15 protein-coding genes and 1 pseudogene are annotated in these 23,009 nt (G+C 59.0%); 9 read left to right on the top strand and 7 right to left on the bottom strand.

The genetic code is table 11. The features are described from left to right. Positions 1-627: 627 nt before the first annotated feature. Positions 628-837: a transposase gene (locus tag FJ543_RS26665; RefSeq protein WP_084016086.1), complete on the bottom strand. Its 210-nt coding sequence runs from the start codon at positions 835-837 to the stop codon at positions 628-630. Between the two features lie 1,013 nt (positions 838-1,850). Here FJ543_RS26665 and FJ543_RS26670 point away from each other — a divergent pair. Then, entirely contained in the window at positions 1,851-2,423 is a 573-nt protein-coding gene (locus FJ543_RS26670; RefSeq protein WP_064994874.1) for a periplasmic heavy metal sensor, read from the top strand. Positions 2,424-2,626: 203 nt separating this feature from the next. Continuing rightward, positions 2,627-3,233: pseudogene (locus FJ543_RS26675) on the top strand (carbamoyltransferase C-terminal domain-containing protein); the annotation flags it as partial. An 882-nt stretch (positions 3,234-4,115) separates the two neighbouring features. Here FJ543_RS26675 and FJ543_RS26680 read toward each other — a convergent pair. After that, complete coding sequence (locus tag FJ543_RS26680) at positions 4,116-5,087, bottom strand: CHAT domain-containing protein (protein ID WP_064994875.1); 972 nt, start codon at positions 5,085-5,087, stop codon at positions 4,116-4,118. A 512-nt stretch (positions 5,088-5,599) separates the two neighbouring features. Between FJ543_RS26680 and FJ543_RS26685 the strand changes: the two genes are divergently transcribed. The 3 genes from FJ543_RS26685 to FJ543_RS26695 are packed head-to-tail and all read left to right on the top strand — an operon-like array spanning position 5,600 to position 10,261. Then, positions 5,600-6,697 carry a CHAT domain-containing protein gene (locus FJ543_RS26685; protein WP_064994865.1) on the top strand — a complete coding sequence of 366 codons (1,098 nt, stop codon included), beginning with the start codon at positions 5,600-5,602 and terminating at the stop codon, positions 6,695-6,697. Positions 6,698-6,748: 51 nt separating this feature from the next. Then, a complete protein-coding gene (locus FJ543_RS26690; RefSeq protein ID WP_064994866.1) occupies positions 6,749-9,172 on the top strand; it encodes a caspase family protein in 2,424 nt (807 codons plus the stop codon). Positions 9,173-9,181: 9 nt separating this feature from the next. Then, positions 9,182-10,261, top strand: a complete 1,080-nt coding sequence (locus tag FJ543_RS26695) for a hypothetical protein (RefSeq protein ID WP_064994867.1) — start codon at positions 9,182-9,184, stop codon at positions 10,259-10,261. A 178-nt stretch (positions 10,262-10,439) separates the two neighbouring features. Here the strand turns inward: FJ543_RS26695 and FJ543_RS26700 are convergent, their stop codons facing one another. From FJ543_RS26700 to FJ543_RS26715, 4 genes are all read right to left on the bottom strand, one after another. Beyond that, positions 10,440-13,451, bottom strand: a complete 3,012-nt coding sequence (locus FJ543_RS26700; protein ID WP_064994868.1) for a DEAD/DEAH box helicase — start codon at positions 13,449-13,451, stop codon at positions 10,440-10,442. Between the two features lie 2 nt (positions 13,452-13,453). Beyond that, complete coding sequence (locus tag FJ543_RS26705; RefSeq protein ID WP_084016088.1) at positions 13,454-13,681, bottom strand: DUF2158 domain-containing protein; 228 nt, start codon at positions 13,679-13,681, stop codon at positions 13,454-13,456. A 295-nt stretch (positions 13,682-13,976) separates the two neighbouring features. Then, positions 13,977-14,198: a hypothetical protein gene (locus tag FJ543_RS32030; RefSeq protein ID WP_318013086.1), complete on the bottom strand. Its 222-nt coding sequence runs from the start codon at positions 14,196-14,198 to the stop codon at positions 13,977-13,979. 635 nt (positions 14,199-14,833) lie between these two features. Further along, on the bottom strand, positions 14,834-15,127 hold the full coding sequence (locus tag FJ543_RS26715) for a calcium-binding protein (protein ID WP_224655969.1): 294 nt from the start codon (positions 15,125-15,127) through the stop codon (positions 14,834-14,836). A 415-nt stretch (positions 15,128-15,542) separates the two neighbouring features. Here FJ543_RS26715 and FJ543_RS26720 point away from each other — a divergent pair, with 415 nt between their 5' ends. Beyond that, positions 15,543-15,851 carry a hypothetical protein gene (locus FJ543_RS26720; RefSeq protein WP_064994870.1) on the top strand — a complete coding sequence of 103 codons (309 nt, stop codon included), beginning with the start codon at positions 15,543-15,545 and terminating at the stop codon, positions 15,849-15,851. A gap of 1,037 nt (positions 15,852-16,888) precedes the next feature. Here FJ543_RS26720 and FJ543_RS26725 read toward each other — a convergent pair. Continuing rightward, positions 16,889-17,134, bottom strand: a complete 246-nt coding sequence (locus FJ543_RS26725) for a DUF982 domain-containing protein (protein ID WP_041163934.1) — start codon at positions 17,132-17,134, stop codon at positions 16,889-16,891. Positions 17,135-18,374: 1,240 nt separating this feature from the next. On the opposite strand from FJ543_RS26725, the gene FJ543_RS26730 reads away from it, so the two are divergent. The 3 genes from FJ543_RS26730 to groL all read left to right on the top strand — a co-directional run bounded on the left by FJ543_RS26730 (position 18,375) and on the right by groL (position 22,791). After that, on the top strand, positions 18,375-19,097 hold the full coding sequence (locus FJ543_RS26730) for a Crp/Fnr family transcriptional regulator (protein WP_064994871.1): 723 nt from the start codon (positions 18,375-18,377) through the stop codon (positions 19,095-19,097). A gap of 1,671 nt (positions 19,098-20,768) precedes the next feature. Then, a complete protein-coding gene (groES, locus tag FJ543_RS26740; protein WP_064994876.1) occupies positions 20,769-21,065 on the top strand; it encodes a co-chaperone GroES in 297 nt (98 codons plus the stop codon). A 61-nt stretch (positions 21,066-21,126) separates the two neighbouring features. Further along, on the top strand, positions 21,127-22,791 hold the full coding sequence (groL, locus tag FJ543_RS26745) for a chaperonin GroEL (RefSeq protein WP_086081374.1): 1,665 nt from the start codon (positions 21,127-21,129) through the stop codon (positions 22,789-22,791). Positions 22,792-23,009 lie beyond the last annotated feature (218 nt).

Here is a 23,009-nt window from a genome sequence, read left to right on the forward strand (position 1 = left end):
CCCCGTCACCTTCCGCCCTTCCATTGTGGAGAATCTGATCCAAGTGGCCAGCCGAGGTGTTCATGGGGCGCGCGATTGCGGGTAATCCTCTACGCTCCACTCGTCATTATTGCACGTCCGATAGCCAAGGCAATTCTGGGCAGCGCTGACATTTCCGCAAACACGCGCCGCACGATTTCCTCGGCGATCCGCTCCGGGGTCGACGTGGGCTCGTCTTCGGCCGGGACGAACGATGCCATGCCGGCGAGGCATTCGCGCAGCATGCGCCACGACCTTCGCCGCAGCGGGAACTGGCTTCATGTACATGCGCAAATTAGTCCTAAAGAAGATCGAGTGCGCGATCAAAATCATCGTCGACACCAGACGCGGGCACCAAGCGCTAGATTCCTTCCACCGTCATGATTGCTGACAACGGCCTTTGGCGTAGAAATTGGCCCGCCACTCGATCGGCGATCGAGGCACTTGGACTGCGGATATCAGGTGCAAGAGGCGGACTTGACGCCCTGACGGGCCGCATTTTTGCCTGGACGCGCCGGCGCGTCTGGAACGACCCGATCGCGAACGACGTGTGGCAGCGCTTCGATCGGGTCGACCTTGCGCCGGCCGATGCGGTCTGATCCTGTAAGCTCAGGCGCCCTCGACCAGCGCGCGCCGGGCATGGGTGTTGCCGGCCGTTGCGATGCGGCCCGCGCCAGACGGTCTCGCCACTCGATTGCTCGCCGGGACCAGGCCGAAGTAGGCCATGAGCCGGCGTGGATTGAAGAAGCGGGTGAAGTCGCCGACTTCCGCAACCAGCACCACGGCATTGGCTGACGCGATACCGCGTATTGCCTGCAGGCATCACCCACCGAGCGCCGGTTCATTCCGGGATCGGCTGAGTATCTGTTACTGGACCTGCTGCAGGCGCCGTTCCGCATCATGACGGCATCGACGTAGTCCTGAATCCGACCTGCTGAGCGGGATGTTCGAAGGCCAATGTCAAAAGCAATCGGCAGCAAGCCATTCGCCAGGCCGCCCCACGCTCTTGCTTATGCCCGTGACGCAGCAGAAATCGCGAAGACGTTCATGCGCTCGCGTCAATATCTGTCGCACGACGGGGCTACACAGGCGATCAGGTCGCGAATGGCTTCGTGATCGTTATGGGCACCCAGACGGGGGTCAACTCTCCGGCCCGATTGCGGCGGGCGAGCATGGTGGCATCCCGACGGTTTATCTTCACCCGATCGCCGGCCGCCTCGGAATCAGCGATGACGCCACCACGTCGCAGCGATGACTCAGGCTTGTGAGTTGGCGATAACGGCCATAACCGCACGCGCCGGTCTCCTAGCCAAACGCTAGCGGCTTGCCGGAATGCCCAGACGGTTGCAGAGCTTTTTGATGGCATCAGTGTCATTGGGAATCTCGCCGAAATATTCCAGCGATCCGCCGCGTCAGCTCGCTGCCACCGCGATCGAAATCCGCTCCTTGTGAATATCCACATATGGCCCGCCTCTTGTGCATGAGGCACTGCGCCGGCCAGCTGGCTTAACCCTCGGCCGTTGCTTATCGGATGACGGGCCACCCTCAGGCCCAGCAGTCATAAGGGGTACGTGGAGTCGCCGCGGCTCCTGACGCTATCACATCAATCCAGAAGTTGAACAATAAGTCAGACTATCTTATCAATAGGCTCTTATGCCTCTTCAACTGTAGGCGACATGCCCGATTGCATCGTTTCGCGCAAAAATAGTCGGATATATTTAGAAATATACTTATATTCTCTTGCCTTCTAACTGGCACAAACCTATCTGCTGCAAATGCCGGTTCTACTGATCCAGGCATTCCACTCGACCAACATTCAAAGGAATATGTTCATGCCCCAAACTGAACCCTCTGCGTGGCAGAAACTTCGTCAACATTTCTCCCGCACTCCGAAGTCGAAGAACTGGGGCAAGCGCATCGCAATCGGCGGCATTGCGGTCGTCACGCTTGCCAGCGTCGGCGTCTCTGGCGCGCTCAGCCAGGGTTACGGAGGCGTGCAGCGCTTCGACGTCGGCGGCGGCCACGGCGGACCCGACATGCACATGCAGACCGGCCTCCGCCATGGGACGGGCTACTGCGCGCATGACTTAGGGTCCAAGCTCGTTGATCTTGACATCACGCCCGAGCAGGAAGAAGAGTTGGCGGCGATCACCGACCAGGTCCATAACCATATTCGCCTCATCAAGCAGGGCTTAATCCAGGCGCACAATGATCTCGCCGAGCTGCTCAGCGCGTCAACCCTCGATCCCGACGCAGTGGAGGAGGTGCGCGCCGAGATTGTCGAGTGGGCCGGCGAGGCTTTGCGCGCGCTGACGACCGATCTGCTGGATGCCACCGAGGTGTTGACGGCCGAGCAGCTTGAGCAGTTGCTCGACGATTTCGGGGATCTCGAAGATCGCGGATAAGCTCTGTACGAGCACAGGTTCGAACGGAGCGGACAAACGAGCATGGCGGACCAGGTCCTCATCGTCGATGAAGACAGGCGGCTGTCCGCCATGCTCGCGGAATATCTGACGGGTTACGGGTTTCGTGTGCTAACGGCGGACACGGGGGGGGGCATTGCCGACATCGCGCGGCAGTACCCCCCAAGCCGTAATTCTCGATGTCAGACTGGTCAGTCTACAGCGGGCCGAATGTGGGCCGTGGCAAGATTCCCCCCGGTTGGCAATCTGCTGCTTTCAGTCTGAAAGATCTTGCCCGTTTGCTCGCCGACAACAAGCCTGTGGTGTTCCTTGCAGGCCGCGCAGAGCTTGGTCCGCGTGCCTTGGGAGGCAGAAGCATTCTGGCGGCTGCGACTTCGCCGGAAATGAAGGACCATCTCAACAAGATCAAAGTGCGAGAGCACTTCCGGCCGGTAGCGCCAATATGCTTGGAGGATCGTGCACCTGACATGTTTGACCCCGGCACGCCGGATCCTTACATGCTGTTCGACCACCGAACCCGTTCAGAGTGGAAAGAAATAATCCCGGCGGTCGTCCATCTCGACGGAACTGCGCGACTTCAGACGGTTTCAAGAGCTTCCGAACACCCAATTTGCAGAACTTCTCATAGAGTACGAGAAACTCACGGGCATTTCGCTGCTCTGCAACACGAGTGCAAATCTCAATGGACGTGGTTTTTTTCCGGATGCTGCTGCCGCCTGTGAGTGGGGCTGCGTAGACCACGTTTGGTGCGATGGGTTGCTTTTGACCAAGACAAGTCAATTCGAGGGCTGACCGAGCCGCAGCCAAGGTTCCTGCATCGCCGGCGTTGAGCGCGGCTGCGACAATCATCGGGTCGCACATCCATGGAGCTGTTCCTTGGCTGGCGTCGATCACCACATAAGGTCACGTGGGCACACAGGCTAGCGTGCCGTCTCCTTCCTGAGCCGCCGGGGTGACATGCGACCGATCATTTCAACGTCGTAGTTGGCGTCATCGCAAGAGTATCCGGCGGCCTGAATGGTCTAGATCACAGCCTCATCGAGGAACGGTTCGTTGCACGAAATCGCTCGTAGGAAAATGGCGACAGGTCCAGTGTCTGAAACCCGCCGCGGATGCATCAATAACGTTCAATGGAAGAACTGACCGGTCAGGTTCGTTGCCCGCCATACCTCAGGGGTGAGCATCCGACGCCTCCCGATGCGCCGAAGGCCGACGTAAGCCACTTTAGCAACGTTGGACGGATGAACGAGGTTCGATATCCCGAAGCTTGCGCTTCCTCTTGGTTTCCGCAATCCTGACAGGATGCGACTTTCGCGTATTGCTTTGCGCTGGCAACAGTTCGGTTGGGCCAAAAGCCCGCCGCTGCGGTTGACTGAAAGCCGCCATTGACTGTCGCTGCGCCGCGACCGTCCTCGAGATGCGTGAGAACACTAGGCGCGCGATAGACACGCTACACCCTTCATCGCCGCTGAGTTGGAGAGAGCAAAACTGCGCAGAGAACGGCTCCAAACCCGACAGTGACGCGCAAATCCTTTGCTGAAGAGCTAGAAAGCGCCTCGCAACTGAGGATGCGCTCATCAGCATTGCTGCAGAGATGAAAGTGGGCGGTCGGAGGTCATTCAAATCGTGTTGCGCAAGTGGGAGCTCAAGCGGCTTGTAGAAGCGAACACCCGGCTAAGGACACTGCACGATAACAGGCGTTTCGTGCTCCGCGATGCCAAACAGTTTCAATTCGACAATCCCCAATTCGAATGCGACCGGGACGCCCTTTCCGGCACCAAGTGCTCGGTAGAAACCGGTGGCGAACGCGATCGCCGCCTCGTCACTGATTGTCGTGCGCATGCCGATGACGAAGGGGACATGCCGGGCAATCGCAAGAGCCTGGTTTTCAGAAAAGCAAGCGTTGAGCAGGACACACCGGACTTTCTCGCCCGCCGCCGCGAACAGCGCGGCCAACGCGTCGGGGTCGATTTCGTGGCTCGTGCCATCGGATGCTTCCACACAGATTGCACCATCAGCAGTACCGTGGCCGGAGAAGTGCACATAGGCCGGTTCGAGCTCAAGCAGTGCCCGCACCATGTCCTTGGCACGGACTGCTCCGCGTGCTTGGAGGTCAAACCGCTCGCGGTATCCTGCCGTTGCCAGCTCTTCTCGAATGTCCCGCAATTCCCTGTCGAGCCGCAACCGAGTTCTGTCCGAGGGATTGGCCGCTAGAAAGAGTATCCGGAGCTTCGTAGCCGTCTCGACAGCTAGTGCGCTCAGATAGGTCACATAGTCCATTGTACTGTCGGCCCAGAGCGCGATACCATCGAAGAAATCGGCTTCTGCGCGTTCGTAGCGACGCTGCGCTTCCTCCGTCCCGAAATGTTCACGCGAGACAGTTGGGTTGCGCGAATCTCTGATCGCCTGCGCGAACTCACGGCACCCCTTCCACTGCTGGCTGGAATCCCCTCCGGTCACCCGTCTGGCCTTCTCCCGCACAAGGCTTTCAATCAGCTCGACCTCCGCGTCCCTGGGCCATTCTTCGGGCGTGATACCCGTGTCTTCCTTACGGTAGTGTCCAGCGGTACGCTTCGCCCTGGCCTTGAGCGAGCCAATAAGGCTTTTTAGCCCACTTCCGTTCGCGTCGATTTCCGTCTTAGCCACGCTAATCCCCAATGCAGCGCATGCCGAGCAATGTACCCGTCGTGAGGCGCGAGCTTAACCTTAAAGCGAGCTGTGTTCGCCTGAACCGATTCGAGCCGACGTCTCTTGCGATCCGCTGCCGCCACCACCTGCCGATGGGATCGCTGGGATCTTCTCGGCGGAGCTGCGCTTCCTAGCGCCAATGCCGCGGCCCGCTCGAACGCTGTTCGGTCGCCACGAACTTTCAGCAGAATACCCCGTCGCCTTGATCGACCATACGTCGCCTCGTGGGTCGACAATTGGTAGGCAAGTTCATACGGTTTAGCTTCCAGTTCAAGAGCAGTGATGGAGAATTGCATGAACCAGCCAACTCTGCCGCCTTCTGAGCGGAATTACTTGAACTTTGTCCTCAGAAACGCGAGCCAGGGAAGCGAGGAGGCCTAGGTCCGATGTTTCAGGCGCCACGGTTTGATTGCCCCCGGCCAGCCCTTGCTCTTGGCTCGACCGCACCCATTCTGATTTCGGAGTAGACAATGTCGCGCATCGATAGCCTGCGCAGCGAACTCGCTCGGCTTAAGCAATCGGAAGGGCGGCTTCGGAAGGAACTCGCCGGGCACGAGGCAACAGTTGCTTTGGCGCGGAAAGATGCCGGTTCGAAGCGTCAGTCGGCGGCGCGGTCCCGCAATGCGTCGTCGATCAATTCCTATCTCCGCTCGGCTGTGTCACTCGACCACAAGGCCACCGAAACCGGTAAGAAGGCTGCCGCGGTCGCCGAGAAAATCGGTCGCAACGCCAAGGACCAAGCGAGGAAGCAGGCAGCGATCGCTAGCGCGGAAGAAGACCTGCGCAAGGAACGCGAGCGCGCCGACAAGAAGCGCCGACGTGAGGAACTCACTCACGCGCGTCAGGTTCACGGGCTCCTGCAGTCGGCCCCGCATCTCGCGCGTATCCCCGAGCCCAAACCCGAACGGCTCCGAGTCCTCTACGTCACAGCCAATCCCGAAGCGACCGAACGCATCTACCAGCGCGACGACGGGTCAGTCGTCGAGGAGGGCCGCTGGCTCCAGACCGACCGTGAGGTGCGGGACGTTCTCAAGGCACTCAAGAGTGCGCTGCATCGCGATCTCATCGATCTCGAGCATCTTCCGGCAGCGACGTTCGCCGATCTGATCGATGGGACAAACGAACGACGTCCGCATGTTATCCATTTTTCGGGTCATGCCGCCGAGGGCGCCTTGCTATTTGACGACGGGCTTGTCCACAGTACTCAAGCACGACCGATACCGCTGCAGTGGATTGCCGATCTGCTGGCGGCAACGACAACGCCACCGATTCTCGTTGTCCTCAATGCGTGCGACAGTCTCGTCGGCGCCGAAGCGCTGCTCGAAACGGTCCCTGTTATTATCGGAATGCGTGGTGAAGTCGGGGATATTGGCGCCAGGGTATTCGCAGTGCGTTTTTATGCAGCGATCGCTGAGGGACAGCCGGCGGGGATGGCTTTGCAGCAGGCCAGACTTGGCCTCAAGGACGCCTTGCTGCTGGACGACGCCTCCTTGCTCGAGTCGTTGTCACGATCGGGGATAGACCTTGATCAGGTTGTGTTGGTGAAGGGGCAAACGCCAGCCGCCTGAGACTGATAGTTCGTGCCGGCGCGTCCGGACCAAAATGGAACTGGGGGACTGATGAGTAGCGACGACAACGCTGAACGCGACAAGGGTCTCGTCTTTGTGGATACCGCTTTCGACCGACGGCCCGCGACCCATGTGATGATCATTGGCGTCGGCGCGTTTCAGAGCAAGAAGCTGAAGCCGGTTACTTCACCGCCGATCTCGGCACGCGCTATCGCCGACTGGTTTCTCGATCAGAAGGCCGGATTCACCAACCCGGAGCGGCCGCTCGGGAGCCTTGCACTGGCCCTCTCTGAAACGCCCCCTGGGCAGGCTGGCGCCCAATATGCAAGCGTAACCGTGCCACGAGCGACGTTTGCCGAGGTGAAGGCTGCAGTGAAGGACTGGGTCAAGCGGGCCAATACGCACAAGGACAACGTGATGGTGCTGTTCCTTTCAAGCCACGGCGAGAGCTTCGGTCGGAGGACAGCCTTCTTACTTGAAGACTACGACACAGACCCGCTTGAGCAGACCGCCGGAATGACCGAGATCGAGCAGTTCATTACAGCGCTCGAGAACGCTGTGCCGACGTCGCAGCTGTTATTGTTCGATTGCTGCCGTTTGAAGACCTCGTTGGGGCTGCCTGCCGAAGAGGAGTTCGGCACCAAGCTGATCTCGCTTTCACGAGCGCGGGACGACCACGGTGGAACGCGCCACCAATGGGCGCTCTGCTCAACTAGCCTCTATGAGGAGGCCGACGGTCGGCGCGATAAGACAACTGTCTTCACCGACAGTTTGCTCCGAGCGCTCAACGGTGCCGCGGCCGACGTGTCGGGGGCACGCTGGCCGGTTCGACCCGGCATTCTCGTTGACCGGCTCACTCAGTTTCTAAGGCTCTTTGCTCGACCAGACGGGTCGTTGCAGACGCCGGCGGGCCGAGCCGCTGGAAGCTTTGCGATCACCTATCCTGGCGGCCTTGATCGGGTGAAAACCTATGTCAGTCTTTCCGATCGAGCCCGATGGCCACGCTGTCGCACCGTCATCTCAGACCATCGGGAGGTCGTGTCTACGAAAACTGCGGGCGAGGCCGCGCCCTTCTTCGCGGAGTTTGACCTCGAAGAACTGAAGACAGTGACGATTTCAATTGATCGGGACGGCAAGGCTCTTGGGTCAGAGATACTTACCCCTCGCGCTCCCGTGGCATTCGTCGAAATCGGAGCGGTACCGACCGTCGAAACCGCCTCGCCAGTCCCGCGTCGCGGCCCCGGCGCCGAATTGGTTTTTGAGTTTACTGCCGCAGCGGAGGTAGGGGCCGGCTTCGTCGTCGCATTGTCGCGGCGCGACGGCAACAACCCCGGTCCACTGAAACCAGTAGTCGGCGGCACTCGCGAAAAGCTGCGCCTTGACGTCGAGCCGGGTGCCTACAGCGCCGTCATTACGCTTCCCGACGGGACGAGCGTCAGCAGGGAACTCCAAGCCGAGCAAGGCGCGAGTGTCCATAGCCTGATTGTCAGCGGCCCTTCCCTGCATGAATGGCTGGGGTATGCGACCTTAGCCGGCGCGCTTCTTGCCAGCACCTCAATATCCCAGGGGCCAGACGCGGTCAGCGCACCTCGATTTCCACAGCAGCCTCTCAACCCTAGGGGACCGACGGTCACCAGTGTCGCCCGTTCAATGCCGGCCCCCTCGTTCTCCGAACTCGTCGGGGTAATGGCCAAGCCGCGCGACGCAGCCCGCCTAGGTGCGGCAGGCCCGCGAACACCCGCCTTGCGGGAGGCAGCGGGCGATCGGGACTTTCTTCGCTTTGATGTGCCCGAGCACAATCCTCTGGTCTTCGAGGACGCCTACACGCAGCGCAGCGGGCCGCTCTGGGCCGTCCTTGGATTCGGTACCCGCATCGAAGCGGCCTTTCTGCCGCAGTTGGGCCGGCCGAGCGACCCAAACGAATGGTCCGCTCACCTAATCGTCGCCGCCGCTCCAGCAGAAGGGCGAGCCGCGACGTCGGGCATCGTCGAGTCATACCGATGGTCCGGCCTGCTGGCGTTCCTCGCTTCGCGCGACTTCGAGCGTGGCTCCGAGGTTCTCAAGGTCATGCAAGGAGAGGTCCGCGAGGCCGTCCGCAGCAAGATGACCAACCCGCTTGCGGCCGTGGCGGGTGCTCTAATCGCAGTGGGAGCCGGAGCATCGGAGCTTGTGCCACGGCAATGGCTCGAGAACATCACCAACCGGTTTCCGCAAATCCCCGACGGGCCTATTATCCTGGCGCGTCGCCTGATGACCGAGAGGTCGCCCGACTTCGATCGTATCTCCGAATTGCTCGAACAAGGGTTCAGCCGCGGCGTGCCATTTTTCTCGCTCACCTGCGACTGGCTGGCCCGCGGTCTTGAATCGGTTCCTGGGTCGCAGGAGGAGTCTTCAGAGGAGCGAGGGCTGGTCCGGCGGGTCGCGGCTCGCGTCGATCCGCAACAGGCCTTCACAGTGGTCAAGCTTACTCCATGAGGTAGCTCAATGTTCACACTCACCATGAATCCGGCGTCTGAGGGCGATGCGCTTGTCCTCGCCTGGGGCGATGAGGACCATTCGTATCACGCCCTGGTCGATCTCGGCCGCACAAAGGACTACGGCACTGCCCGGCCTGCGCTAAAGGAGATGAGCAACTGCGAACTCTTCGTAATCAGCCACATCGATGCCGATCACATCGAAGGAGCCATGCCTTTGGTGCGCGAGGCGGCGGCGCCGTTCAATCCCAAAGAGGTGTGGTTCAATGCCTACCATCAGCTTGTCGAAGCGCGTGACCGCATTACAGCGGGTCTCGAAACCGAGCCACTCAACGCCGAGCAGGGCGAAAAGCTTTCGTCCGGCATCGATAAGTTCAATTGGAAATGGAACTCCCGCTTCGCCAGCCGCATAGCCTCACGTGGGAGCCCGGAGGCAAGTGGCGAAATTAGCTTCGCCGGGCTCGCGATTCGCCTACTCTCGCCCAACGATGCAGATCTTGCCGCGCTGATCCCGCGTTGGATGGACGAACTTGAAGCCAATGGACTCCGCCCATTCGACCCTGACCACGGAATGGGCGAACCTGGCTCAGGCCGCGAGCCCTTGTCCGGGCTGGACGTCGAGCAACTCGCCTCCAAACGCTTCAAGGAAGACACCGCCGCGCCTAATCGCAGCAGCATCGCCTTCATTGCCGAGTTCGGCGGTCGCCGCGTCCTTTTGGGCGCCGATGCCCATCCGGGCATCATGGAGCGCGCTTTGCGGGAGCTCGGAGCGAGCGAGGCCGAACCCTATCCCCTCGCTTGCTTCAAAGTCTCCCATCACGGCAGCAAGGCCAATACCTCGCCAGAGATTCTTAGGATTCTCGATTGCACGGCATTCGCCTTTTCGACGGATGGCTCGCGCCACAACCACCCCGATCCCGAAACTATCGCAAGAATCCTTGTGAATGACCCGGTGCGTCAAAAGGTTCTCTATTTCAATTATGCGCAAGAGAACACCACGATCTGGAACGACCCCGAGACAATGCGCCGCTTCAATTACCACTGCGTGTTTCCTGCCCAAGGCGAGCAGGGCTTGGTCATTTCTATCTGAGGGGAGTGGTCGCGTTCTCTTCCTCAGGGCAAAATCTGGGCACGGTCATCGGTCTTGTGATGATCATTACATGCCATGTTGCCGCATCGCGATCTGTTGGCCAAATGAGGTTGGAGCGGGCGTGAAAAAGCCATCGCAACCCCTGCCTTCCTATCGACCGCAGCCATACGAAGGCTGTTCAGGACCCAGTGATAGCAAGTTCCTCGTGCAATGCGGCGTACAACATATTCCCTCTCGCGTTCAACAAGGATACGAGTTCGGCTTCGGTTGCATGTTCGACTTGCTCTCGACTTCCATATCCGTTTTTCCACAACTCGAGGATTTCGCCGCGCGCTAAGACGATAGGTAATTCAGTCAAGGAGAAGGCTGCGCCGGGTATTCCAAGGTCAAGGCGTTTAAGCAAAGTACTCACCTCATCGGGATCATCAGCTCGACCAAGAACGATCGCAGCTATTCGGAGCACCGAGTCCAACAGGAAGCGGGTACCGTCAGCAAAACCCCTTATGTCGCCATGACGAATGGGCGAAAACGGATTGGTGGTGTAGCCAGTCTCAATATCCGTGATTGTAACGCCTTCGATCCAGTCCGAAACGATGAGCGCACGTTTGCAGCGACCGTAATATTTCACATCGCTTTCCGCACGATGCCATAGGGCACGCGCCACATGTTGGCCAAAGCGTTGCGAAACTTGTTGCTGCCGTTGCGGCTCACCGCGTCTTGTTTGAGGCGTGTAGTCTTCATCGCGTTCGGGCAGCGCTTCCAATAAAACGAGAACCGTCTCTAGTCCTATCGAATCCGGCGGCAATTGGCGTAGCAGCTCAACAGCCTGCATACTGGATTCCAAGCTGAGGGGTGACTCGCCGCAGGCGCGCCCTAGAGGCGTTAGCCTCAGCCTTCCATCGCGCTCATCAATCAACCCATCGTGCTGCATCCTCGTCATCAAATTGAGGAGCCGGGTTGACATGCTGCCGCGCCAGGCGGGATCTCTCAGCGAGGCAAGAAATCCTCCATAGGTGTTTGCCACCAGATCGACAACTGCATTGCTTGGAATATCCTTTACCTGCGCCAGAAGTCTAACGACCCACGTGCCCGGGCTTCTTTCGTCGAAGGAAGACTGGATGCGTTCGGGACGTCCCTGAACGTAGCGCCGGAAGAGATTCTCTCGCTCCATGCCGGTGTCGGCGAGAACTATGGCTTTGCCTTCTGTCTCGTAGCCCAGGCGACCTGCACGGCCCGCCATGTTCTTATACTGAGCGACAGTGTAAGGCTGCGGCTCCACTCCGCGAAATTCCGTTTCCGCCACGATGACGGTCGAAGCCGGCGTGTTTACGCCGGCAGCTACGGTGCTTGTCGCCACCAAAACCTGAATCCCACCGTTTGGGTCGCGAAAGCCTCTCTCCACGATCATGCGTTCTTCGCGATTAAGATCACCGTTGTGAAAGGCAACGCCGCCGTTGAGCGCGCGGCGAAGGCGTTCGGACATATCCGAACGATCCATTCCCGGCAGCATGTCCGCGATTGTTTGTGCTGGCGGCAAACCCAACTCGGCCGCGAGATATTCCGCGCAACCGGCGGATGGTCCTCTCGCGTTACGAAAGACGATGACCTTTTCGCCCTGACCGGCGAGATGCCGAACCAGCGGTACGAGAACGTCTTGGGAAGATGGCTTATCCCGGCGCTGCCGTATCTCGCAGCGTGCGAACAACTGCGCGACCTCCACCTCACCATTAGGACGCTGCAACTTCCACACGCCGCTCCGATCAATGACACCTTCTGTCAAGGGAACCGGACGCTCGGTCGTAAGGAGAAGTTCACAATCAAGCCAGCGCTCAAAGTTGTTTGTGTCGCCGATTACCGCACTCAGGGTCACCAACTGAGGTGCAATCCCCCGCTCGCGTGCGCTCAAAAGATTGGTGAGGATTAGCTCCACAACCATCCCACGACCCGGCTCTGTGATAAACTGTCCTTCGTCAATCACCACCAGACCGATTTGGTGAAGGATGTGCGGAGAGGAAACTGACAGAGCCAAAAACTTCTCATAAGTGAAGAAGGCTATGTCGTACTTGCCCCTTAGAACGTCGCCAACCTGATCTTGCCAATCGCCGCTGCATCGGGCGATGCGCAGATTCAAAAGGTCGCCATAGAGCGCAGAGAAATCTTCGAATTTTTCATTGACCAGCGCTTTGTAAGGGAGGAGGAAAACCGCCTTCTTTCCCTCGCCGATTGCTTTCAGTGCTGCCATCTCGCCGACAAACGTTTTGCCGGCACTTGTCGGCGCTACGACGAGAAGAGATTTTCCATCGAGCACGCCATGGCTATTCACAGTGGCGATCTGCAATGAATTCAGACCGGCGGGGAAACGATCGCTCCAAGCGTTCAGCGCATTCTGAGGAATTCCGTAGGCCGAAAGCTCCCCAATTGGACCTGAAACAGTGACCGTGCCCCTTTCGGGATAGAGCGCGCGGTAGCATTTACCGCGCATACCTTTCGGCAGGGTTAGCTCTCCTTCGACATGACCGAACATCACCGGAGTCTGTTCGTAACCGAATCGGGCTGCGTTGGCGCGGACCATTTGCACAACGCGGTCCACCATCGCAACCACGCTCACCGGCCCATCACTCTCCAGTATGCAATCCAAAATCGCCTTCGTAAAAAGACCGTGGCGTGTTTGGGGGTCTTCGAGGGCCTCCTCGTTTGGATTGCATGCAGCGAAAAGAATACGGCCCTGTCCACCAACTTCGGCGAGCGGCATCCCCGCTGCGCGCGGAATGTATCCGACATCCAGAACGCGTGCCGGCGCGCCACCGCTAAAGCAGCAATCTAGCAAAAGCAGGACAGCGCGCGCTCGCGAAGTCCGAAACTTCGCGGCAATCTCCGTCATGTCTATTGTCGTTCCCGGAACGTCGTCAGAGCGCGTATCCGTTAAAACTAATCGGTGGTCTTGCGTGCCGTGGCCGGCAAAAAACAGGATGACGACGTCATCTTCTGATGCACCGTCGAGCACATCGTCAAAGATGGCCGAAACCCTCGCATAAGTCGCGTCGTGGTCAGTGATAAGCGTTGGCTGAAACCGGTCAATAGAATCCGACAGCACCGCGCACATAGTCGAAGCATCACCCACAGCGCCGCTCAGTTCCCGCGCAAGCGGATCAAGATGTTTGTTGATTCCGATAAACGCTGCGCGGATCATGGTTAGGCTCTGTGCACCGCAATCGATCCGGTGGCGGGGCGTTCGTATTTTTTCAGCGCCACGGGCGGAAAAGTTTCTCTTTGAACGACTTGCTTGTTTCCGATTTTTTCAAACCACACGCACCACACGCCGTCCTCGTCCGTCATGCTCGTCTTGCCTACTTGCTCAACAGTCATTTGAGGACCCCCGGATTTCAGTTGAACAACATCACCCGCTGCAAATTCAGACATTTTCATCTCCTTGTTCGTGATTTGTCCCATCGTAACATTTTTTTGCGGTAGGCACTCCAGCGACTCGTTTTTGGAGCAATTATCAACAGGTGATGCACCAAGGCTTTACGGATTGAGTGTATTCGGTCGCGAGGGCGAACTTGCATAGACAGCGGTGCCGCCCATCAAACAAGCGGCAATCATATGCGTCAGCGAGTGCAGTCCACAAATAGGTCTGCAACATAGACGTTTCCGCCGTTCCGTCGAGACGCCAACCAAATCAGTCAAACGAACGGAATATGCTTCCGCAAACCGATCAGCGCTTCGATCGCCGCCAGCCCGCTGTCATGGCCTCCGCTTCTGAACAGAACCATCTTTCGCCTTTGGCTTCGGTGATTTTGGTGACGTTGTAGTACTTCTGTCCAGGCACGTGATAGATGCGCCGCCGTTTGCTGATATGTTGCCTTTGATATTGCAGCCGGAGTTGCCGTTGCCAATCGCAAAAGCGGTGCCGGCGGCGCTTGCGCATCGTCGCCATGCTGCGCCCGCCAGTCCCATGGCGGCAGAAGCGTTCCGACCCAAAGACCGGTCTTCGACGCCTTCGCTTTGGTCTGTTGTTTTGCATAGGCGCCATCGCTGTATTTTGGCCAATCGAGCGCTTGGCCGTGCTCGAGCATCCAGGCGGCGACGCTCGACCGTCGGCGCGCCTGCAGTCACCAACAAACCGGCCGTAGCGACCAAGTCCCGAACGTACACTTGACCGGCCTCGAGGCTGCTAGGAAGCCGTCCAGCGCTTCGGCGGAACGGCGCCCGCATGGATATTCGAATCCCTTGGCGTCGTCGCAGTATTGCCGGCTCTCGGGCGCGTCGATGCCATTGAAGCGGACACGCTGCCCATGGATCTCGATCGTGTCGCCATCGATGATGGAGGCGACACCGGCAATCGGCGCTGGAGCCGGCTTGGTCAGATTCAGTAGGTGACCTCGGGCAATGAGCCGCTGTGTTGCATGAAGAACTGCGCCACCAAAGCCGAAGCCGCGGCTACCGTCACGTAGATCACTCGCAAAGGCATGCCAGCCCACCGGCGCGGGCGATATTGCTTGGCTCCGGTGCGTTTCAGCCACTTGTCGGACCGATTGTCGTAGCGAGATCGTTCCACCGTCCTGGCCGCTTTCACTCGCACCCGATGCCGTCGCGATCGCGATCTAGTCCGTTAGGATCACCGTTGGTGATTTTCACCCCATGGGGTGCGACCGGATTGTTTCCCTTGCCGCCTGCGCAGTCCAAATCAGCACCGCCAGATGGCACAGCTGCGGCAGTTGCGGCCACGCCTCGATACCTGTTGACGATTGCTGCGGCGCGTACGCCGTCGCCCTCGATATGGGTGTTGTTGCTGTTGGGATTGAATGGATCGACCGTCTGCAAAAGCATGTTGGCGTGGTACGCATCGCCAGCGGCGAGCGTCACCGAAATCGTAATTGTTCAAATAGTCGGCTGCGCAGCCCGAGATAAGTACCACGGACAACACGCACGAAAATTCGTGCACATGCATGAATGAATTCCCCAACCCAAGAAGGATCATGCGCTATTTGTCTCTTGCTGTCGAATCCAGAAGAGGTTTCGGCCTTCCGTGAAGGCACCATTGTCGTCATTGCCGTGTCGTCTCAGCGATGTTGGCTCTGGGGAGGAATACATGCGTGGCGCGCTCGTCTTTGGTTCCGTTCTTTCATTGATCCTATCATCGGCTCCCGCCTTGGCCTGGTGGGACGGCGGCCCCATGCAGATCGCCGCCGTGGCCTAATCAAAGCTGAGCGCACAGGCGAAGGCCAAGGCCGGTGCCCCGATCAAACTGAACCCCGACTATCAGAGCTGGGTCGCCGGCGTGCCGGACGACAAGAAGGCGCAGTATGCTTTCGTTCATGCGGCGGTTTGGGCTGATGACATCAAAGACCCTGCCCACGGCTACACCAAGGACGACGACACGCCAACGGGGCAGAACATCGGCTATGCCGACAAGAACATGCATCGCTACTGGCACTTCAAGGACATCAGCTTTTCGACCGACGGGACGCAATTCTCCGACGCCGATCCGATCAACGCGGTCTCGCAGATGAAACTCTTCGTCGCCGCGCTGCCGGCGTCAGCCGCTACCGACGACGTGCGCCCTTTTCTTTTGCTTTCAGCGCTTTAAGGGCGGCGTCCGTCAGCAGCCCAATGGTCTCCTGAAAAAGTACCGTCAGTACAATTTCAAGGCTCGGCAGCAGGAAATCCCTTTTTCCAGTGCCTTAAAGGGCAAAAAAGTACCGTCACGAGCCTCTTTGGTTGTGACTGTACTCAGAAAAATCCTGGCTCAGCCAATACGCCATCGGCGAGCCGACTACCGCGCCACCAATGATCACGATATCATAGGCATTGCGCGAAGGGGCTGTGTAAGGAGGGATTGCCACGACTGCTCTCCGTTTTCGAGGTTGAAGACGGCGATCAGACCGTCCGGGGCCCGCGCCAGCAGGCTGACATCAGGATCCATCCGAAGAAGGCGCACGAAGGCGCGTGACGCTCCGTCGGTGGCCACGCGTGTCCAGCGTTCGACTTCCTAGCAGCAGTCTGGCCGTCTACTTATCTGGGGTGGCGGTGGATCACCCTGCCCTGGATCAGTTCGCGACCCGCCTTGCCCGTCTATCGTTCGCCGCTTAAGCAGGGACGGTACTTTCTTCCACAGATAGCCAGTGACATGACAGTGGCTCAGGAAGAGAAATTCAAGGCCGCTCAGCTCCCGTCATTCGCTTCGAGGATGGGGAGCAGGTCGTGCGTCACGCCAAATTGCACGATTTACGGGGTTGCCGCCCAAGAACCGTATCTGTCCTGTGGCGGAAGCTTTGGAACAAGGGAAGTTGGGATCAACACCGAGCGAATGCTTCAAAGCAACTCCGTTGGTGGTATGAAGCAGGCGGTGTCGGGCGCGAGGGTGTCCACCATGCGTCCAGGTGATCCTCAAATGAACCCTCTGCACCGCTCGAGGCGCCCTTCGGGAGTTCCAGGCGGCATTTCTGTTCAATAGCTGAGCCAAGTCTGCGGGCGTTGGAAGCTGTTAAACCTAGATCACCGGAGGCATGCTCCGCGCCACCCTGCTTGGTCGCGCCATGATCACGCAGAGGGACTTCCCATTCTATGCTTCGATCGGGAGGAGGATTGAACCTGAATGGATATCCGGCCGACCTTCGCGCTGGTCTAATCGCCGCGTAGAATCTTCGCCTCGAGCGCGGCCGCAACGAATGCCCGCCTTGCAGTTGGCGGATGAGCCTCACCACGCAACACGTGCAGACAGGCATCCATCGCTGCATTCCGCTTCTTGGTCTGAGAACGAAGATCCCGCATCAAAATAGTTGCCGCGTCATTCACCTCAAGCACGATGCGTTCAGAGCTGTTACGGTTGACCTGAACGACGACTGGTCTCTCAAATCTGCTTAAGCCCATCGCCACGCTCCCCTCCACCCGGCGACGACAGGCCGCACTGTTTTCCTCAACCGAAATCCGCCTGAATCACCGCAGCTAATTTTCGGTCCCAGGCGACCCCCTGCCTGGCCGTAAAGTCTCGAGAATGGTCGGTTCGCGCTGAATAAAATAGAGTGGGATAACCAAGCCGAATGCAGCGACACTATTGAGAAACAGGTATATGGTCATATAGCCCCCCGGCCATTTTCATAAACCATACAGCCATGCAAGTTCGCTAAAAGCAAGCGACCCCGGCGCGCGCACCTGCGTATACACGGCAATGTCATGTCGCCTCGTTCACAGCCGGGCGCGGCATGCTAGCCAGTGCCTACAGCACTCGTGATCTCGGACCGTGCCCATGCGTCGCGGACGCCCGATAACCACGGAAGTGCGGTGCGGCACATTGAGGCCGAGCCTGCACAACAGTCTCGCGGCAGCGCGAATGTAGATTGGCCGGGAGAATTCGCCAAAGTACCTCATGCTCCGTCATCAGCGGAACCTGAGCTCGAACAAAGGCAAGTCCGAACGGCCGCCCATCCTGCAGGATGTGGTGACGGCCAGTCACCACAACATGATCATCGACGAGTTGGGAATCGGCGCTATCCGCGCGACATTGGACCAGACGGCCCCGGGCTGACATCAGTCGATCCTCAAACGTGTCCCCGTACAGAATAAATCCGACAGCCGCCACTAGGGCATTTCGATCGGACACGCTGAGTGTTGCTGACGTCCCGCCGACGCAACTTTCCGAGCAATCGTAGATCCGAGCGATCGGCGAAGGACAACAAAAATCCTCCGCCCCCCACCGCGGCCGACCGGACGCGCTGCGGCATTGGGGAGCGGTTACATCTAGCGGCATCCCCGAGCGCGAGGTGTCGTTCTCAGTGAACAGTTACGATTTGAAAGCGCGCCGGCTCTAAATCAGGAGTTCGTGCGATTCTCACGAAGCTCAAGGGAATCGGCGCGCTAGGACGACAGGTAACGGGAAAGAGCTGGGACCTCAGAATGTCGGTTTCGTACAAAGCTGAGTTTGGTACGTTTCCCACTCTGACATACTTTTCGCGTCTTTTGTAATCACGCGGCGGGGGCTCGCCGTGCATCGATTCGCATTCCGCTGTCATTGTCGTACCAAGGGGCGTATTGTCACGAGATCGTCTGCACGTTTTTACGGGCGCGGACGGCAAGGAGATTGGAATGCTCTTGCCCCAAGTGGGATTGAGCCATGACCAATCCAGTGAATGCTTCCTACAAAAATGAATTGCTGCGACGGCTTAGCGCGGATGACCTCGCGCGTTTGGAGCCGCATTTTGAGCGACGTGCCCTTGATCTGAGAATGCCGTTGGAGACTGCCGGTTCAAGGATAGAGGCCGTTTACTTCCTTGAGGAAGGCATCGGCTCTGTTGTCGCGATGACTCCGGACGGCAAGGATGCCGAAGTTGGCCTCATTGGCTTAGAGGGAATGACTGGTCCCGCGCTGGTGATGGGTGCCGACTATGCCGCGCACGATTGTTACGTGCAATTGGCAGGCAATGCAGTGCGAATCGGAGTTCAGCCATTCAAGGCGGCTCTAGTGGACAGCCCTACGTTGCATCCCTTCCTTTTGCGCTATGTCCACTATCTCCACATTCAGGCTACGTATACGGCCCTAATGAACGCACGAGCGAGCCTTGAAGAGCGTCTGGCGCGATGGCTGTTGATGTGTGACGACCGGATGCACGACAAACGCATTACGATCACTCACGAGTTTTTGTCTGTTATGCTCGGCGTAAGGCGGCCGGGGGTCACCGTTGGGCTCCAAGTGCTCGAGGGCCGTGGCCTCATCCGTTCGCGACGAGGTGAAATCGTCATTCGAGACCGCCAAGGCCTCGTTGCCCAAGCAGCTGGTATCTATGGGCAACCAGAAGGCGAATATGTTCGGCTGATTGGGGAAATCGCCCGACGCTGACCATGGGGTCTGTGGGGTCCGCAAGCTCGGTCCTCGCTAGCAGCTAAGCAGAATCTTGCTTCGCGCGCGGTCAGATGGTGTAGAGATCCCTGGCTTGGACGAGCGGGCGACGGTTTTTGCAAATCCCAAGAATGGCTTGCATACAGGAGAGCAGCCCTCCATCATAGCCGGATTCGCAGTTCCATTTTTTGCCAGCGCACCTTGCGATTGGCAGCACGAATCGGGACGCCGCCCCCTAGGAGGGGGAGAAACCATGCCTTCCGTATCTACTGGACGGGCCAACTTATTGGACGCAGAAACGGGCGCCCGTTTCATTCACGCGCTACTCGATGAACTCTCTGGCGGGAAAGCGCCCACGCCCGACTTCGTCAAACAAAGCGCGGCGACAGTGCTTGCCAACGAAATGAATGTGGCGAGCCGGCCGGCATAGTCGTACTGAATGAGTGCACGGCGATCTATGCAGGAGGCAAGTCCGGCCAGATTTCGGAGCTGTATGTTCGACCCGAGATGCGCTCCAATGATTGCCCCTTGTCTGCTCGAGGTCGCTGTGCGGGAAAGCCGCGCTCGTGGTTGGAAGCGACTTGAGGTTGGAGCACCCGCGCAACCAAAATGGAAACGCACGTCGATTTCTACTCGGACGGGTTCGAGGAAGTCGGCCCTCGGCCCCGCAGGACTATTTAGACAATCTGTCCCCAACCTATGCCAAGCTACACAGGTGTAATGCAGGGTCACTTCGCCAGCAACGGTTATTCTCGCTTCGACGAACTTCAAAGCCGGCATGTGGCAGATCAAGTTCGGCTGCGAGCATCTTCACCCTTGGAGGAGGCGCGCTGCCTCGCGTACGGATGTCACTCGCGACCCACTCCCAGACCTGTTCCTGGCGCCCCTGATTGGTTGGAGTTTAGAGGCGCCCCTGATTGGTTGGAGTTTAGAAAAGTCAGCCACCGTCTGGTCTGACCGACGGAGCCGATCCTACCGGGGCGGCTCTGGTGTGGATCAAACGCGCCATAGTCCATTGTGAGACGGGGGGTGCCGCGGCGGATTGAGCGCACCTGATGAGCTTGGCAGCAACAAAACCACTTGCCGACTACCAGCACTCCGAGTGGGTTTGTTCCCGAATGAACTTCCTCGCGAGGCGCACCCGTGTGCAGGTGCGGTGATGCGGCGACAGCCGTAGCGGGCTGGCCGACAAAATGTAAGTAAGCGGCAGCAACCCCTGCGTCCTGGGTTTGAGCAAACCACAAGCGAGATACGGCCTTCAATCCGAATGCCTCCTGGCACAAGAAGTTCGCAAGTCTCGCTGCCTGATCAGCACTCCCCGCAGCGCGCAGGCGTTGCAACGGATCTTCAAAGAAATTCACAGGCTCTTAGCACTCCAAAGCCGCTGGGAATGGTAGGCGAACATAAATTGTCGAAACGCGCTGCCGAGAATGCCAAATGACGAAGTCAGCAGGAGTGTTCAAAGTGGTCGCCTTGCCTGAGAGCTTTGGATCAAGATTTTGCTCATGCGCCTGCCCTTTCGTCTTGACTATCTCCGGCTTACCCCTTAATCCTCCCGTTGTTAGCACTCGCTCGCGGTGAGTGCTAACAACGGTCCGGCAAAGCCGGGCTTTGCAGTTTGTCCGGCGTGGCCGGACGGTGTTTCTCACCGCTCTCACCGAGGAAGAAAAAATGGCAAAGTCGAAGTTCCGCCCGCTTCATGACCGCGTGGTCGTTCGGCGGGTCGAATCCGAATCCAAGACCGCGGGCGGGATCATCATCCCGGATACGGCAAAGGAAAAGCCGCAGGAAGGCGAGATCATCGCTGTCGGCTCCGGTGCTCGTGACGAAACCGGCAAGCTGGTCCCGCTGGACGTCAAGGCTGGCGACCGCATCCTGTTCGGCAAGTGGTCGGGCACCGAAGTCAAGCTCAATGGCGAAGACCTTCTGATCATGAAGGAATCCGACGTGATGGGCATCATCGGCTGACCGCCGTCGCCTTTCATCACATCCAATCTGAATTTAGGCCGAATTGCCCAGGAGCAAAAAAATGGCTGTGAAGCTCGTCAAATTCTCCCGTGATGCCCGCGAACGCATGCTGCGCGGCGTCAACATCCTCGCCGACGCGGTGAAGGTCACGCTCGGCCCGAAGGGCCGCAACGTCGTCATCGACAAGTCGTTCGGCGCCCCGCGCATCACCAAGGACGGCGTCACCGTCGCCAAGGAAATCGAGCTTGAAGACAAGTTCGAGAACATGGGCGCGCAGATGGTCCGCGAAGTCGCTTCGAAGACCAACGACATCGCCGGCGACGGCACCACGACCGCGACGGTTCTGGCGCAGTCGATCGTCCAGGAAGGCCACAAGGCCGTTGCCGCCGGCATGAACCCGATGGACCTGAAGCGCGGCATCGATCTGGCTGTGACCGAAGTCGTCGCGACGCTGATCAAGAACGCCAAGAAGATCAAGACCTCCGAGGAAGTTGCTCAGGTCGGCACGATCGCCGGTAATGGCGACGAGTCGGTCGGCAAGATGATCGCGGAAGCGATGCAGAAGGTCGGCAACGAAGGCGTCATCACGGTTGAAGAAGCCAAGACCGCCGAGACCGAACTCGAAGTCGTCGAAGGCATGCAGTTCGACCGCGGCTATCTCTCGCCCTACTTCGTCACCAACGCCGACAAGATGGTTGCCGAGCTCGAGGACGTCTACATCCTGCTCCACGAGAAGAAGCTCTCCAACCTGCAGGCCATGCTGCCGGTTCTCGAAGCCGTCGTGCAGACCTCCAAGCCGCTGCTCATCATCTCGGAAGACGTCGAAGGCGAGGCCCTGGCCACGCTGGTCGTCAACAAGCTGCGTGGCGGCCTGAAGATCGCTGCCGTCAAGGCGCCGGGCTTTGGTGATCGCCGCAAGGCCATGCTGGAAGACATCGCCATCCTCACCGGTGGCCAGGTCATCTCGGAAGACCTCGGCATCAAGCTCGAGAACGTCGGCCTCAACATGCTCGGCCGCGCCAAGAAGGTGTCGATCTCCAAGGAGAACACCACCATCGTCGACGGCGCCGGCAAGAAGGCCGAGATCCAGGGCCGCGTTGCCCAGATCAAGCAGCAGATCGAAGAGACCACTTCGGACTACGACAAGGAGAAGCTGCAGGAACGTCTGGCGAAGCTCGCCGGCGGCGTTGCGGTGATCCGCGTCGGCGGTGCGACGGAAGTCGAAGTCAAGGAAAAGAAGGACCGCGTCGATGACGCCCTCAACGCGACCCGCGCGGCCGTCGAAGAAGGCATCGTTGCTGGTGGTGGCGTCGCGCTGCTGCGCGCTTCGCTGAGCATCAACGCTGTCGGCGTCAACTCCGACCAGGCCGCCGGCATCAACATCGTTCGTCGCGCGCTGCAGGCTCCGGCCCGCCAGATCGCGGCCAACGCCGGTGCGGAAGCCTCGATCGTTGCCGGCAAGATCCTTGAGAACAAGGGCGCGACCTTCGGCTACAACGCCCAGACGGGCGAATATGGCGACATGATCGCCATGGGTATCGTCGATCCGGTCAAGGTTGTCCGTACGGCTCTTCAGGACGCGGCCTCGGTCGCCGGCCTGCTGGTCACCACCGAAGCCATGATCGCGGAGGCTCCCAAGAAGGAGTCGGCTGGCGGCGGCATGCCTGGCGGCATGGGCGGCGGCGGCATGGGCGGCATGGGCGGCATGGGCGGCATGGATTTCTAATCCACGCTACCTGCGCAATACGGAAAGGGCGGCAGCGATGCCGCCCTTTTTTTGCACAACTTCGCGGAACCACAGCTACATCGTCGTACTGGCCGCTTGATACCGCCTATTACCTCATGTCCATTTCCAGCACCCATCTCGTCCTTTGACGCTCTTCTTGATGCAGTCAGCAACAGCTGGTACCGGTCACAACTCTTTCGCGTACTCTTTTACTGCAA

The sequence above is a fragment of the Mesorhizobium sp. B2-5-7 genome, from assembly GCF_006440875.1.
Lineage (GTDB): Bacteria > Pseudomonadota > Alphaproteobacteria > Rhizobiales > Rhizobiaceae > Mesorhizobium > Mesorhizobium australicum.

Excerpts from the sequence above, each read along its gene's own strand:
- FJ543_RS26705 (WP_084016088.1), bottom strand. The coding sequence starts at position 13,681 with ATGTCTGAATTTGCAGCGGGTGATGTTGTTCAACTGAAATCCGGGGGT.
- groES (WP_064994876.1), top strand. The coding sequence starts at position 20,769 with ATGGCAAAGTCGAAGTTCCGCCCGCTTCATGACCGCGTGGTCGTTCGG.
- FJ543_RS26690 (WP_064994866.1), top strand. The coding sequence starts at position 6,749 with ATGAGTAGCGACGACAACGCTGAACGCGACAAGGGTCTCGTCTTTGTG.
- FJ543_RS26670 (WP_064994874.1), top strand. The coding sequence starts at position 1,851 with ATGCCCCAAACTGAACCCTCTGCGTGGCAGAAACTTCGTCAACATTTC.
- FJ543_RS26730 (WP_064994871.1), top strand. The coding sequence starts at position 18,375 with ATGACCAATCCAGTGAATGCTTCCTACAAAAATGAATTGCTGCGACGG.
- groL (WP_086081374.1), top strand. The coding sequence starts at position 21,127 with ATGGCTGTGAAGCTCGTCAAATTCTCCCGTGATGCCCGCGAACGCATG.
- FJ543_RS26700 (WP_064994868.1), bottom strand. The coding sequence starts at position 13,451 with ATGATCCGCGCAGCGTTTATCGGAATCAACAAACATCTTGATCCGCTT.
- FJ543_RS26695 (WP_064994867.1), top strand. The coding sequence starts at position 9,182 with ATGTTCACACTCACCATGAATCCGGCGTCTGAGGGCGATGCGCTTGTC.
- FJ543_RS32030 (WP_318013086.1), bottom strand. The coding sequence starts at position 14,198 with ATGGCGACGATGCGCAAGCGCCGCCGGCACCGCTTTTGCGATTGGCAA.
- FJ543_RS26725 (WP_041163934.1), bottom strand. The coding sequence starts at position 17,134 with ATGGGCTTAAGCAGATTTGAGAGACCAGTCGTCGTTCAGGTCAACCGT.
- FJ543_RS26685 (WP_064994865.1), top strand. The coding sequence starts at position 5,600 with ATGTCGCGCATCGATAGCCTGCGCAGCGAACTCGCTCGGCTTAAGCAA.